This window comes from Clostridium caldaquaticum (assembly GCF_023806125.1).
In the GTDB taxonomy this organism is placed as follows: Bacteria; Bacillota; Clostridia; order Clostridiales; family Clostridiaceae; genus Clostridium_AT; species Clostridium_AT caldaquaticum.
Genome location: NZ_JAMSKT010000004.1, coordinates 138,700 through 152,546, shown reverse-complemented (window position 1 = coordinate 152,546; position 13,847 = coordinate 138,700). Strand labels below are relative to the sequence as shown.

The window sequence follows — 13,847 nt, the reverse complement described above, 5'->3', positions numbered from 1 at the left end:
GATGCAGCAATGATTGAGTTTAAAAATGTAAGTAAAGTTTACGACAATAATGTTACTGCTCTTAAAGACGTTAACATAAGAATTGAAAGAGGAGAATTTGTGTTTTTAGTAGGACCAAGCGGAGCTGGTAAGTCTACTTTTATTAAAATGCTTTTAAAAGAAGTGGATCCTACTACAGGTTCAATAATTTTAAATGATAATTTGGATATAACTAATCTAAAAAGAAAACAAATTCCTTTTTATAGAAGAAAGATAGGAGTAGTTTTTCAGGATTTTAGGCTGATTCCTACTTTAAATGTTTATGAAAATGTAGCTTTTGCCATGAGGGTTGTTGAAGCTCCTGAAAAAGAAATAAGAAAAAGAGTTCCTATGATGCTTTCACTTGTAGGATTATCAAATAAGTATAAGTCGCTTCCAAGCGAGCTTTCAGGAGGAGAACAGCAAAGAGTTTCTCTTGCCAGGGCAATAGTTAATAATCCGTCCTTATTAATTGCAGATGAGCCTACTGGAAACCTTGACCCCGATACAGCTTTAGGAATTATGGATATACTAAACGACATTAATCGTGCAGGAACTACTATAGTAATGGCTACTCATGCTAAGGACATAGTTGATGCTATGAAAAAGAGAGTTATTGCTATTGAAAAGGGAACTATAGCAAGAGATGAGCTGAGAGGTGGATACGGATATGAAGATTAATACTTTTAAGCATTTTATAGCAGATGCATTAAAGAACTTGAAAAGAAATCAAACCATGAGTACAGCTTCTGCAGCTACTGTTGCAGCAACTTTATTTATTCTTGGTTTGTTTATGCTTACTATATTGAATATTAGGCTGGCTATGAAGGATGTTGAATCACAGGTAGAAATAAAAGTATTCTTAAAAGAGGATATTAAGATTGATGAACAAAAGGATTTGGAAAGCACTATAAAAGGTACAGCTGGAGTTGTAGAAGTTAAATTCGAAAGCCAAACGGAAGCTTTAGAAAACTTAAAGAATAGACTAGGTGAACAATATAAGTCCCTTTTAGAAGGACTGGACAAGGAAAATCCTATGCCAAGCTCTTATATTATTAAGGTGGATAAGCCGGAAAGTGTATCAAAGGTTGTTGATACTATAAAGGATAAGCCTGGTATAGAAGTAATAAAAGATGGTAAAGAAGTTGTTCAAAAGATAATTGCTATAACTAGTGCTGTAAGATGGGTAGGTATTGTTATATTTGTAATTTTAATTGGAGTTTCATTGTTTTTGATTGGTAACACGATAAAGCTTACTGTATATGCTAGAAGAAGAGAAATAGGAATAATGAAGTATATAGGAGCTACTGACTGGTTTATAAGATGGCCGTTTATTTTAGAAGGTATGTTTATTGGTATTCTAGGGGCTTTAGCATCTTCTGTGCTGCTTTACTATGGATACAGATATATTTTTGTTAAAATGTCTACTCAGCTTATGATGGTACAATTTATTGAACCTAACTATGTTTTTAATACTATGCTGGGTGAATTTGTGCTAGGCGGGGTGGTTATAGGCATACTTGGAAGTATAATGGCTATCAGGAAATTCTTAGCAGTTTAAATATATTATTTACTGTGGTTTGGGGGGATACACATGAGAAAGGGCATAAGCCTTATTATAGCTCTTGCATTAACTTTTGTTTCTTTAGTTAATGTAAAAGCTGATGAATTAACTGATGCACAAAAACAATTAAATAACATTCAAAATTCTATAGAGGATAAAAAAGATGAATTAGAGGACATTAATAAGCAAAAGGAAACTGTGCAGAAGTCTCTTGAAGAACTTGATAAAAAGATGGAGGAGTCAGAAAAAGTTCTAAACAGCCTAAATAGTAAGATAAATGATATAAATAAACAAATATCACAAAGCGAAAAACAAATACAGGAAAGCCTGAAAAATCTGGAAGACCAAAATGAGCTTTTTAAAAAGAGATTAAGAGCAATGTATGTAAACGGAAATGAAAGCTATTTGGAAATAATATTAAATTCAAGCAGTTTTTCAGATTTTTTCTCCAGGTTAGACACTGTAGTGAGAGTTATGGAATATGATAAAAAGTTAATTCAAAGCATAGAAAATAACAAAAAAGCTTTAGAACTTCAAAAATCACAGCTTGAAAAGTCTAAAAAGGAAAACTTAGCTTTAAAATCTGAAGCGGATAAAAAATATAGCGAGCTTAAAAAAAGTGCTGATGAAAAAGAAAAGCTTATGGCTTCATTAGAGAAAGATAAGGCTGCCTATGAGAGAATGATTGAACAGGAAGAGCAGGAGTCAAAGGCTATAGCTACAATGATAGCCAGTATAAAGAAGAAAAAGGAAGAGGAAGCTAAAAAGCAGCAGGAAATAAACAGAGGTTCAGCATCGTCTGGTACTACAACAGTTTCAGTAAACTCAAGCATAGGCAAGCTGTTTAGTATTACAGGCGGTAAAGCATACCCGATAACTTCCGCTTATGGACCAAGAGTTCATCCTGTATTTGGGGTGCAGAAGCCACATACTGGAATAGATATAGGTGTTCCTATGCAAACTCCTATTTATTCTCTGGCTGATGGAGAGATTATATACTCTGGCTGGCAGACAGGTTATGGAAATGTGGTTATGGTTGATCATGGAAATCTTATAAGCTTATATGCTCATAACTCTTCTTTATCAGTAAAAGTAGGACAAACTGTTAAGGGTGGTCAGCTTATTGCTTATTCAGGCAGCACAGGGTATTCTACAGGACCACACCTTCACTTTGAGATAAGAATGTCAAGTGGAGCAACTATAAATCCAGCTTCTTATTATATAAGATAAATAACATATTTAAAAATAAATTTGCAAATGTTTTTGCAAATTTATTTTTTTTAGTGTTATAATTATGGAAGATTTATATAAATATATAGATGAGCACAAATATTAAGTAAATTAATTAGATTACTATGTGATTATGAGGGGAGAGATGTGAATGAAGAGTAAAAAGAAATGGGTAGCCTGGACTGTTGCTTTGGTAATAGCAACAAATTTATTGACTTACTTTGGAACTAAGAAGCTTTCTATAGTGCTTCCAAATGGAAAAGTTATAGGAGCACAGCAGTATGGTGATGTATCTAATTTTCAGAAGTTATTTGAGGTAAGAAATCTTATATATAAATTATATGATGGTACAATTGACGACAATGTTCTTTTAGAAGGAGCTATAAAAGGAATGACAGGAGCTCTAAATGATCCTTACACTGTGTTTATGAATCAAAAGGAGTTTGAAGCTTTTAGTACTCAAACAGAAGGAAGCTATTCAGGCATAGGGCTTCAGATAGAAGTAAAGGATGATGATATAGTAGTTTTAAGCACTTTTGAAGACTCTCCTGCTAGAAAGGTTGGAATACTTCCAGGTGATATAATAAAGAATGTTGATGGAACAGATGTTACAGGTAAGGAATATCAAAAAGCTATTTCCATGATAAAGGGACAGGAAGGTACAACTGTTAACGTAACAATAAGCAGAAATGAGAAAGAAACGCATACATATACAGTTAAAAGAGCAAAGATAAACCTTCAGACTGTAAGTGGCGAGATGCTGCCAGGAAACATGGCTTACATAAAAATTTCTATGTTTGATGAGCATACTGCAGATGATTTCAGCAAAAAATTAAAGGAACTTAAAGGGCAGGGGGCTAAAGGTATTCTTTTAGATTTAAGACAAAATCCAGGAGGGTTGTTATCCAGCAGCGTTGATGTGGTTTCAAATTTTGTTTCAAAAGGAAAGGTAATAGTTTCAACTGTTGATAAATATAAAAAGGAAGAAAAACATGTATCTAAAGGAGGAATAGCAGAAGGAATGCCTCTTGTAGTTTTAATTGATGGTTTAACTGCCAGTGCATCAGAAATAGTTTCTGGTGCAGTAAGAGACTACAAGGTAGGAACCCTGGTAGGTGAAAAAACCTTTGGCAAGGGTGTCGTTCAAACTTTAGTAGATACTGGAGATGGTACTGCTTTAAAGGTTACAGTATCTAAATATTACACTCCAAATGGTGAAAATATACATAAAACTGGTATTGCTCCGGATGTACAGGTTACATACCCGGAGGAGCTTTTAAAGAAGGCTTATAACAGAAATACTGATCCACAGTTTATCAGGGCGGTAGAGGTATTAAGAGAGAAGATGAAATAATTAATTTTGAGGAGATTTTATTTACATGAGTATTTTACTTAGCACTTTAAGAGCTGTTGCATATGCTCTGGTAGATTCTAGCAGTATGCTTATGCTCATACTCTTAGCTTTTATATTATATAGACAAAATAAGAAGATAACAGTAATGCAGAAAATGATTATAGGTGAAAGCCTTAATTCAGCTTTTGAACTTACAATATCTCAAATAGTAATAGGTATATTTGCAGGGGCAGCATCCAGCATACTGTTGTCATTTTTAGGGGTGGCCTTTGATATAAATTCTGCTATCTATTTAGTGTTTTTGATATCTATATTTTTCATGTTCTGGAGGCCAAGATTTATATGTTTTGCATATTCTGGAGCAGTGCTTGGACTTTTAAGCCTGCTTCTAGAATTAATATCTAAGGTTTATGCCGGGGTTAAGATAAATTTATTAGGAAATAATATAAACTTGGCTGATGTTAATATTTTAAGAATAGATATAGGGGCACTTATGACCTTTATTGCGGTTATGCATTTTATTGAAGGTATTTTGGTTATAATAGATGGTAAGAGGGGTTCTATACCTGTATTTACAAATAGAGATAATAAGATAATAGGAGGATTTGCTTTTAGAAGAAATTGGGTACTTCCTATAGCCTTGTTTTTTATAGTAAACGATGCAGGTAATTTAGGATTTACGGAAACAATTGCAACACCTGACTGGTGGCCTATTTTAGGAACTTCTCCTATTTTGACTATGGCAAAAGGTGCCGCAGTAAGCCTTTTTGCTTACTTTGGAATTATTGGTTATAGCACTGTTACTTTCACAAAGAACAGAGAGGAAAAAGTAATACAATCTGCTGCAGCACTTTTTATATTTAGTTCAGTATTATTTGCATTTTCCCAGCTATCCTATTTAGGATATATGTATAAGCTTTTTCTCATTGTATTTGCTCCTGTAGCTCATGAACTTATGTTAAATGTACAAAGAATTATGGAAGTAAAAGGAAAGCCTAAGTATATGAGCAGCGAGGAAGGAATAATGGTTCTTGAGGTAGCTCCCAATTCTCCAGCTTATGAAATGGGAATAAAAAGCGGAGATTTGCTTCTAGAAGTTAATGATAAAAAGATTACAAACGAGCAGGATATACTAACTGTTCCAAAGGAAAGCTTCAATTACATAAGCTTTAAGCTTAAAAGAGGTTTAGGAAAGATTCATGAGGTAAGCTATAACAGGATGTCTAGGGATAAAAAGCTTGGGATAGTTTTTGTACCGAAGGAAATGCCAGGAGACAGTATGGTGATTCGTTATGATGATAATAAGTTTAGAGAGATACTTGATAAGATGAAGAATAAAGATGATAATGATGAGGAGTAAACGCAGAAATTTCTGCGTTTTTTTGCTAATGAATTTATGGGGTTAATACCCAATTGTAAGTTTTGTTATAATTGTTGACAGTGATAGTATAAAAGTATACAATAATAATTATTGAACAAATGTTCGTATTTTGGAGTTGATGATTCATGAATAGATTTAAGATAAGTTCCAAGTTTAAGCCTACTGGAGATCAGCCTCAGGCAATAGAAAGCATTGTGAATGGAATAAATAATGGTGAAAGATTTCAGACTCTGCTCGGTGTAACTGGTTCTGGAAAAACATTTACTATGGCTAATATAATAGAAAGAGTTCAAAGACCTGCTTTGGTTTTAGCTCACAATAAAACTCTTGCAGCTCAGCTTTGCTCTGAGTTTAGAGAGTTTTTTCCTGACAGCTGTGTAGAGTACTTTGTTTCCTACTATGATTATTATCAGCCGGAGGCTTATGTTCCTCAGACGGATACTTATATTGAAAAGGATGCTTCTATAAATGATGAAATTGATAAGCTTAGACACTCAGCCACAGCTGCACTTTTTGAAAGAAGAGATGTTATTATAGTAGCTTCTGTGTCCTGCATTTATGGCTTAGGAAATCCGGAAGAATATAAAAACCTTACAATATCTTTAAGAGAAGGTATGCAGAAGGATAGAGATGATGTAATAAAAAAGCTTATAGAAATACAGTATGAAAGAAACGAAATTAACTTTGTGAGAGGTACCTTCAGAGTAAGAGGCGATGTGTTAGATATTTATCCCGCAGGTTCTACTAATAAGGCTGTAAGAGTAGAGTTTTTTGGTGATGAGATAGATAGAATAAGAGAATTTGACGTATTAACTGGAGAAATTTTAGGTGTTAGAAATCATATATCAATATTTCCAGCTTCTCACTTTGCTACTTCTTATGAAAAACTGGAAATAGCAATTAAGAAGATTGAGGAGGAGCTTGAGGAGAGGCTTAAGGAGCTTACAGCACAGGATAAGCTTTTAGAGGCTCAAAGATTAAAGCAGAGGACAAATTTTGATATAGAGATGATAAGGGAAGTTGGATATTGCAGCGGAATAGAAAACTATTCAAGAATATTAGACGGAAGAGCACCAGGAACACCTCCACAGACTTTGCTAGATTATTTTCCAGAGGATTTTCTTATGTTTATAGACGAAAGCCACGTTACGCTGCCGCAGACAAGGGCTATGTATGCTGGTGATAGATCCAGAAAGAATACTTTGGTTGAATATGGCTTCAGGCTTCCTAGTGCTTATGATAATAGACCGCTTAAGTTTGAGGAGCTTGAGAAAAAGATGAATACTGTAGTGTTTGTTAGTGCAACCCCAGGTCCTTATGAACTTGAGCATTCAACAAATGTTGCAGAGCAGATTATAAGGCCAACTGGTCTTTTAGACCCGGAAATTATAATAAAGCCTGTTAAAGGACAGATTGATGATTTGTATGCAAATATTAAGGATACAATTAATAGAGGTTTCAGAGCTCTTATAACCACTCTTACAAAGAAAATGGCAGAGGATTTGACTAAGTATTTCAAAGAGATGGGAATAAAGGTTAATTATCTTCACTCTGATATAGACACCATTGAGAGAATGAAGATTATAAGAGATTTGAGAAAAGGCGAGTTTGATGTGCTTGTTGGGATAAATCTTTTAAGAGAAGGATTGGATATTCCGGAGGTTGCGCTGGTAGCAATTCTTGATGCTGATAAGGAAGGTTTTTTAAGGTCTGAAACTTCACTTATTCAGACTATAGGCAGGGCGGCTAGAAATTCTGAAAGCAAGGTTATTATGTATGCTGATGTTATAACTAATTCTATGGAGAGAGCAATTAGTGAAACAAACAGAAGAAGAAAAATACAGATGGAGTATAATGAGAAGCATGGTATTGTGCCTAAGACTGTTATTAAAGATATAAGAGAAATTATAGAAGCTACAAAGGTAGCCGAAGAGGAAGCTCATTATGGAAGTTTAGAAGAAGCGGTTCAGGCTAATAATGAAAATATAGATAGGCTTATAGAGCAATATGAGCTTGAGATGAGTCAGGCGGCTAAGGATCTGCAGTTTGAAAGAGCAGCACAGCTTAGAGATATGATATTTAAGCTTAAGAAACAAAAGACTAAAAAGTAGGATATATGGAGGGTTAAATGAAGGATAAGATAATAATAAAAGGTGCGAAGGTTCACAATTTAAAAAATGTGGATCTGGAGATTCCTAGAGATAAGTTTGTTGTTTTTACCGGGCTTTCTGGGTCCGGAAAATCTTCCCTGGCTTTTGATACTCTTTATGCAGAGGGTCAGAGAAGGTATGTGGAGTCTTTGTCTGCTTATGCAAGGCAGTTTTTGGGTCAGATGAATAAGCCGGATGTGGAGTATATTGAAGGATTGTCTCCTGCTATATCTATAGACCAGAAGACTACAAGCAGAAATCCCCGTTCTACAGTTGGAACAGTAACTGAGATTTACGACTATTTAAGGCTTTTGTATGCCAGAATAGGAATTCCGCATTGTCCAAAGTGTGGCAAGGAGATTAAACAGCAGACTATTGACCAGATGGTTGATAAAATTATGGAGATGCCTGAGAGAACCAAAATTCAGATTCTTGCTCCTGTTATAAGAGGAAGAAAGGGAGAACATACAAAGGTTTTAGAAAACATAAAAAAAGAAGGTTTTGTTAGAGCTAGAATAGATGGAGAGATAGTTGAGCTTACTGAAGAGGAAGTTAAGCTTGAAAAAACTAAGAAGCATAATATTGAAGCTGTAATTGACAGACTTATGGTAAAGAATGATATAGGCAGCAGATTGACTGATTCTTTGGAAACAGCATTGAGACTGGCAGAGGGATTGGTTATAGTAAATGTGGTTGATGGAGAAGATATGCTTTTTAGTGAAAAGTTTGCCTGTGCAGACTGCGGAATCAGTATAGAAGAACTTGCTCCAAGAATGTTTTCTTTTAACTCTCCCTTTGGTAAATGTGATACCTGTGACGGTCTTGGTACTTTAATGGAAATAGATGAAGATTTAGTAGTTCCAGATAAGACTAAAAGCTTGGCAGAAGGAGCAATTTTACCTTGGAGTGGTACCAGCGGTAAGGATGATTCCTGGACCTACAGTGTATTAAAGGCTCTTGCAAGGGAGTATGAATTCAGACTTGATACACCATGGCAGGAGCTGTCAGCTGATATAAAAAAGATACTTCTTTATGGATTGAATGGACAAAAGATAAAAGTAAGATATGAAAGAGAAACTGGAACAGGAGAGTTTAACCATGCTTTTGAAGGAGTTATAAACAGCCTTAAGAGAAGGTATATGGAGAGCAATTCTGATTATATAAAGACAGAGATTGAAGGTTACATGAGCGATTCGCCTTGTCCTAAGTGTAAGGGTGCAAGGCTTAAGCCGGAAACTCTTGCGGTAACTGTTGGGGATAAGAATATACATGAGTTTTGTCTTATGCCTATACAGGAGGAGCTTGATTATATTGAAAATCTGCAGCTTTCAGAAAAAGATACAATGATAAGCAGTCAGATTTTAAAGGAAATAAAAAGCAGATTAAAGTTTCTGGTTGATGTAGGTTTAGACTATTTAAATCTTTGGAGAAATGCAGGAACTTTGTCCGGTGGAGAAGCACAAAGAATCAGACTTGCTACACAGATAGGTTCAAGCCTTGTAGGAGTATTATATATTTTAGATGAGCCCAGCATAGGACTTCACCAACGGGATAACGACAAGCTTATATCTACTTTAAAGCATCTTAGAGATTTAGGAAATACTCTTATAGTTGTTGAGCATGATGAAGATACTATGAGGGCGGCAGACTGCATTGTAGATATAGGTCCTGGAGCAGGAGAGCATGGCGGGCAGGTTGTAGCCATGGGAACTCTTGAGGAAATTGCCAAATGTGAAGCATCTATTACAGGTCAATATCTTAGTGGCAAAAAGGTTATAGAAGTACCAAGTGAAAGAAGAAAACTAAATGGTAATTATATTTCAGTTATAGGAGCAAAGGAGAACAATCTTAAGAATGTAAATGTTAATTTTCCTCTTGGAGTATTTACAGCAGTAACTGGTGTGTCTGGCTCAGGAAAGAGTACTCTTGTTAATGAAATACTTTATAAGGGCTTAAATAAAAAGCTTAATAATGCAAAGGCTATGCCAGGAAAGCATAAGGATATACTCGGTGTTGAAAATATAGATAAAATTATAGACATAGACCAAAGCCCAATTGGAAGAACACCTCGTTCCAATCCTGCTACCTACACTGGAACCTTTGATCTTATAAGAGAAGTTTTTGCAACAACTTCAGAAGCTAGAATGAGAGGGTATAAAGCAGGTCGCTTCAGTTTTAATGTTAAAGGCGGAAGATGCGAGGCCTGCAGCGGGGATGGTATTATTAAAATTGAAATGCAGTTTTTATCCGATGTTTACGTACCTTGCGAGGTATGTAAAGGAAAGAGATATAACAGAGAAACTCTTGAAGTAAAATATAAGGGTAAAAATATAGATGATGTATTAAACATGACGGTAGAGGAAGCTATAAAGTTTTTTGAAAATCTTCCTAGAATAAAAAATAAGCTTCAAACTCTTATGGACGTGGGGCTTGGTTATATAAGGCTTGGCCAGCCTTCTACTCAGTTATCGGGAGGAGAGGCTCAAAGAATTAAACTTGCTTACGAACTTTCAAAGAGAAGCACAGGAAAAACTCTTTATATTTTGGATGAGCCGACTACAGGTCTTCACATAGATGATGTAAGCAGGCTTATAAAAATAATTCAAAGGCTTGTGGAATCAGGGAATACTGTAGTTGTTATTGAGCACAATCTTGATGTAATAAAGTGTGCAGATTATCTTATTGATTTAGGTCCTGAAGGGGGAGAAAAGGGAGGAACTGTACTTGCAGCAGGCACTCCGGAGGAAATTGCTAAGGTAAAAGCTTCTTACACAGGACAATATCTAAAAAAAATGTTATAATATTTTTAGTCAGACTAGCATATCATTATTATGCTAGTCTTTAAGCTTTAAGTTATGTTTTAAAATAATGTTGAAATGTGCCTGTTAAAATGTTATGCTCCTTTCAGCAGTATTTTGAAACATATTGAGACTATAAGGAAGGGTAGTGGAGTTAATTGGACTTTAGTAAGTTGACCACCATTTTTAGATTTGCCATAATAGGTATAATTTATATAATTATATTTTTGGCTCTTAGAATAATGTATAAGGATATTAAAAGTGGAGGCAGGAGAAGGCCTGTAAAAAAGAAATCCTTTGGTCTTGAAGTTATAGAACCAGGAGAAAACCATCATTTAAAAGAAGGAGTAATTATTCCTGTTAAGGGTGAACTTACCATAGGGAGAAAAAATACTAATAATTTAATACTGGAGGATCAGTTTGTTTCTGGAAATCATGCTAGAATATTTCTTAAAAATACAGACTATATGCTAGAGGATTTAGGCAGTACAAACGGCACCAAATTGAATGACAAGAGATTAGATGGCAGAGCTATATTAAAAATCGGCGATGAAATAGAAATAGGCAGCGCACTATTTAAGGTTATAGGATAGGTGAAGCTAGTGGATAGTATAAGAGATGAAAAAAAGTTAATAAAATACACTTATTTGCTTTGTATAATAAGCTTTGCAAATCTTGCACTGCTTAAGCAGCCCTTTGATAAAGGGGCTTTGCTTGTGGCAGGAATTATAATAGTTTTGATTTCCTACTCACAATTTATTATTAGACGATTTTACCCTGATGGAGATAAGTATATACTAATACTTGCCAGTGTTTTATCTGTTATAGGTTTAACTTTCATTTATAGAATAAATTACATGCTGGCTTTAAGGCAGGTAATGTGGTTTGCTCTAGGCGTTTCAGCCTTTATAGTTATTATAGTTTTGTTTCCAGATTTAAAAAGTTTTCAAAGATATAAGTATGTTTATCTTGTTTTTACTATAATATTTATGTCAATGGCTTTGCTGTTTGGTAAAGTAGAATTTGGAGCAAAAAATTGGGTCAGAGTAGGAGGTTTCAGTTTTCAGCCCTCGGAATTTGGAAAGCTTTTTTTAGTTGCTTATCTTGCTGCTGCTTTAAAGGATTATGAAGATTTCAAAGCTTTAATAGAGCCTGCCATAGTGGTTATGGTTTGTCTTGGCTTTATGGTTCTTCAAAGAGATTTGGGTACAGCACTTATTGTTTTTGCCCTTTCTGTAACTATACTTTATATAGCTACTTCAAAATTTAAATATGTTATAACCTGCTTAGGTCTTTTTATAATTGGAGGTTATATAAGCTATAAGCTTTTCGGTCATGTAAGGGTAAGGGTAGATATTTGGCAGAATCCGTGGGCTGACCCTACAGGCGACGGACATCAGATAGTTCAATCTCTTATTGCCATAGCTTGGGGAGGACTATTTGGGAGAGGTCTTGGCTTTGGATATCCTAATTATGTTCCGGTAAGCATATCAGACTTTATTTTCACGGTAATCTGTGAAGAATTAGGAATAATTGCAGGTCTTGGCATAATAATAATTTACTTTCTTCTCTTTTATAGATGCATGAGAGCAGCAGTTTATGTTCAGGATAATTTCTCTAGATTAGTTGCAGTAGGATACAGTGCCATTCTTGCTTCTCAAGCATTGGTAATACTTGGAGGGGTTATAAATTTAGTTCCTCTTACAGGTATTACACTGCCTCTTATAAGTCAAGGAGGAACCTCTATGCTTATTACCTTTTGCTCTCTAGGAGTTGTACAGAAGATATCGGAAGGAGAGAGTTAGGGTTATGGAGAGAGATATTTCAACTAACATAAAAAAGGTATTTGTAGTATTTTTATTGTGCTTTGTTGTGATTATGTCATATATAGCCTATTTTATTTTATATAAGGCGGATGCGGTAGCTAAAAGTCCTTATAATAGAAGGCTTTTGGTTATAAGAAATGAAGTGTTAAGAGGAACAATTTATGATAGAAATATGACAGCTCTTACTAAAAGCGAGAGAGTAAATGCAGAAACTCAAAAGAGGGTTTATACTGCAGGAGAAGTTTTTGCCCATGCTTTAGGGTATATCGATGAAAAATATGGTTTGACAGGTCTTGAAAGAAAATATGACGCGGAGCTTATGGGGCTTGGCGGAATAGATTTATCTAGCCTTATAAAAAGCAAGGATAAAAAAGAAGAGAGAGTAGGAAAAAGTATAAAAACAACTCTTGATTCTGATGTGCAAAAGCTTGCTTATGAGCTTCTTGGCATTGAAAGAGGAGCTGTCGTAGCATTAAATCCTAAAACAGGAGAAATTTTAGCTATGGTATCCAAGCCTTCCTTCGATCCTAATAATTTAAGCAGAAACTGGGAAAAATTGCAAAAATCAGAATCTCAATTTCCATTACTTAACAGAGCTACTGCTGGTTTATATCCTCCAGGTTCCGTATTTAAGATAATTACTGCTGTAAGTGGATTAGAGAATATACAAGGATTAAAAGATAGAAAATTTAAGGACGAAGGAAAGCTTGTGTTCAATGCAAATGAATCTTTAAGCAATTATAATGGAACAGCCTATGGGAATATATCTTTAGATAAGGCAATTTATAAATCCAGTAATGTATACTTTGGAAGTTTAGGTATAGAGCTTGGAAATGACAAGCTTAAAGCTACTGCAGAAAAATTTTTCTTTAATAAAGATATTCCAGCTAATGGAATAACAATTGAAAATAGCAGGTTTCCAACTTATAAAAGCAATGAAAAAGGGAATATAGCTCAAAGTGCAATAGGCCAGGCTGGAGTGCTGGTTACTCCTATGGAAATGGTTCTTACTGCAGGAACTATTGCCAATGATGGTGTTATGATGAAGCCGTCAATAGTAAGTCAGATATTAGATGATAAAGGAAAGGTAGTTAAAGATATTAAACCTGAAAGTATAGGGAATATAATCTCAAAGGAAAATGCAGCAATTATAAAAGAAGCCATGAGAGAAGTTGTAACAAGTGGAACTGGCAAGGCAGCGGCAATTTCAGGTATAAGTGTAGCCGGTAAAACAGGAACCGCAGACCATGATGATATACCAGGAATAGATGAAGTTCCACACTCTTGGTTTATAGGTTTTGCCCCTTATGAAAATCCACAGGTAGCTGTGGCTGTTATTGTAGAAGAAGGTGGAACAGGAGGAAAGGCTGCAGCAACAATAGCAGGCAAGATAATGAAAGAGGCGTTGAAAAAATAAGCATTTTTATATACATGAACATATGTTTCTATGATATAATAAAGTCAGGTACGTGTAACATTTTGACGATACCTGGCTTTTTTTAATTTTTTTAGAAGAACACTTTAAA

At 34.9% G+C, this 13,847-nt stretch carries 10 protein-coding genes; all 10 read left to right on the top strand.

Going from position 1 to position 13,847, the window contains the following annotated elements:
• Nucleotides 1–9: 9 nt before the first annotated feature.
• The 10 genes from ftsE to M2651_RS03870 all read left to right on the top strand — a co-directional run bounded on the left by ftsE (nt 10) and on the right by M2651_RS03870 (nt 13,738).
• Complete coding sequence (ftsE, locus tag M2651_RS03915) at nt 10–699, top strand: cell division ATP-binding protein FtsE (protein ID WP_252131034.1); 690 nt, start codon at nt 10–12, stop codon at nt 697–699.
• Complete coding sequence (ftsX, locus tag M2651_RS03910) at nt 689–1,579, top strand: permease-like cell division protein FtsX (protein ID WP_252131033.1); 891 nt, start codon at nt 689–691, stop codon at nt 1,577–1,579. Before ftsE ends, ftsX begins: the two co-directional genes overlap by 11 nt.
• Before the next feature lie 33 nt (nt 1,580–1,612).
• The gene (locus tag M2651_RS03905) at nt 1,613–2,812 is read left to right on the top strand and encodes a murein hydrolase activator EnvC family protein (RefSeq protein WP_252131032.1); all 1,200 of its coding nucleotides are present in this window, start codon (nt 1,613–1,615) and stop codon (nt 2,810–2,812) included.
• Nucleotides 2,813–2,963: 151 nt separating this feature from the next.
• Nucleotides 2,964–4,166, top strand: a complete 1,203-nt coding sequence (locus M2651_RS03900) for a S41 family peptidase (RefSeq protein WP_252131031.1) — start codon at nt 2,964–2,966, stop codon at nt 4,164–4,166.
• A 25-nt stretch (nt 4,167–4,191) separates the two neighbouring features.
• The gene (locus M2651_RS03895; RefSeq protein WP_252131030.1) at nt 4,192–5,526 is read left to right on the top strand and encodes a PDZ domain-containing protein; all 1,335 of its coding nucleotides are present in this window, start codon (nt 4,192–4,194) and stop codon (nt 5,524–5,526) included.
• A 146-nt stretch (nt 5,527–5,672) separates the two neighbouring features.
• The gene (gene uvrB, locus M2651_RS03890) at nt 5,673–7,658 is read left to right on the top strand and encodes an excinuclease ABC subunit UvrB (RefSeq protein WP_252131029.1); all 1,986 of its coding nucleotides are present in this window, start codon (nt 5,673–5,675) and stop codon (nt 7,656–7,658) included.
• A 17-nt stretch (nt 7,659–7,675) separates the two neighbouring features.
• Nucleotides 7,676–10,498 carry an excinuclease ABC subunit UvrA gene (gene uvrA, locus M2651_RS03885; protein ID WP_252131028.1) on the top strand — a complete coding sequence of 941 codons (2,823 nt, stop codon included), beginning with the start codon at nt 7,676–7,678 and terminating at the stop codon, nt 10,496–10,498.
• A gap of 155 nt (nt 10,499–10,653) precedes the next feature.
• Nucleotides 10,654–11,088 (top strand): FHA domain-containing protein, encoded by a 435-nt coding sequence (locus tag M2651_RS03880; protein WP_252131027.1) that lies wholly within the window; start codon nt 10,654–10,656, stop codon nt 11,086–11,088.
• 9 nt (nt 11,089–11,097) lie between these two features.
• Complete coding sequence (locus M2651_RS03875; RefSeq protein ID WP_252131026.1) at nt 11,098–12,300, top strand: FtsW/RodA/SpoVE family cell cycle protein; 1,203 nt, start codon at nt 11,098–11,100, stop codon at nt 12,298–12,300.
• A gap of 4 nt (nt 12,301–12,304) precedes the next feature.
• The gene (locus M2651_RS03870; protein WP_252131025.1) at nt 12,305–13,738 is read left to right on the top strand and encodes a peptidoglycan D,D-transpeptidase FtsI family protein; all 1,434 of its coding nucleotides are present in this window, start codon (nt 12,305–12,307) and stop codon (nt 13,736–13,738) included.
• Nucleotides 13,739–13,847 lie beyond the last annotated feature (109 nt).

What these genes read in the sequence shown, in the direction of transcription:
- ftsE (WP_252131034.1), top strand. Translation starts at nt 10, where the DNA reads ATGATTGAGTTTAAAAATGTAAGTAAAGTTTACGACAATAATGTTACT.
- ftsX (WP_252131033.1), top strand. Translation starts at nt 689, where the DNA reads ATGAAGATTAATACTTTTAAGCATTTTATAGCAGATGCATTAAAGAAC.
- M2651_RS03905 (WP_252131032.1), top strand. Translation starts at nt 1,613, where the DNA reads ATGAGAAAGGGCATAAGCCTTATTATAGCTCTTGCATTAACTTTTGTT.
- M2651_RS03900 (WP_252131031.1), top strand. Translation starts at nt 2,964, where the DNA reads ATGAAGAGTAAAAAGAAATGGGTAGCCTGGACTGTTGCTTTGGTAATA.
- M2651_RS03895 (WP_252131030.1), top strand. Translation starts at nt 4,192, where the DNA reads ATGAGTATTTTACTTAGCACTTTAAGAGCTGTTGCATATGCTCTGGTA.
- uvrB (WP_252131029.1), top strand. Translation starts at nt 5,673, where the DNA reads ATGAATAGATTTAAGATAAGTTCCAAGTTTAAGCCTACTGGAGATCAG.
- uvrA (WP_252131028.1), top strand. Translation starts at nt 7,676, where the DNA reads ATGAAGGATAAGATAATAATAAAAGGTGCGAAGGTTCACAATTTAAAA.
- M2651_RS03870 (WP_252131025.1), top strand. Translation starts at nt 12,305, where the DNA reads ATGGAGAGAGATATTTCAACTAACATAAAAAAGGTATTTGTAGTATTT.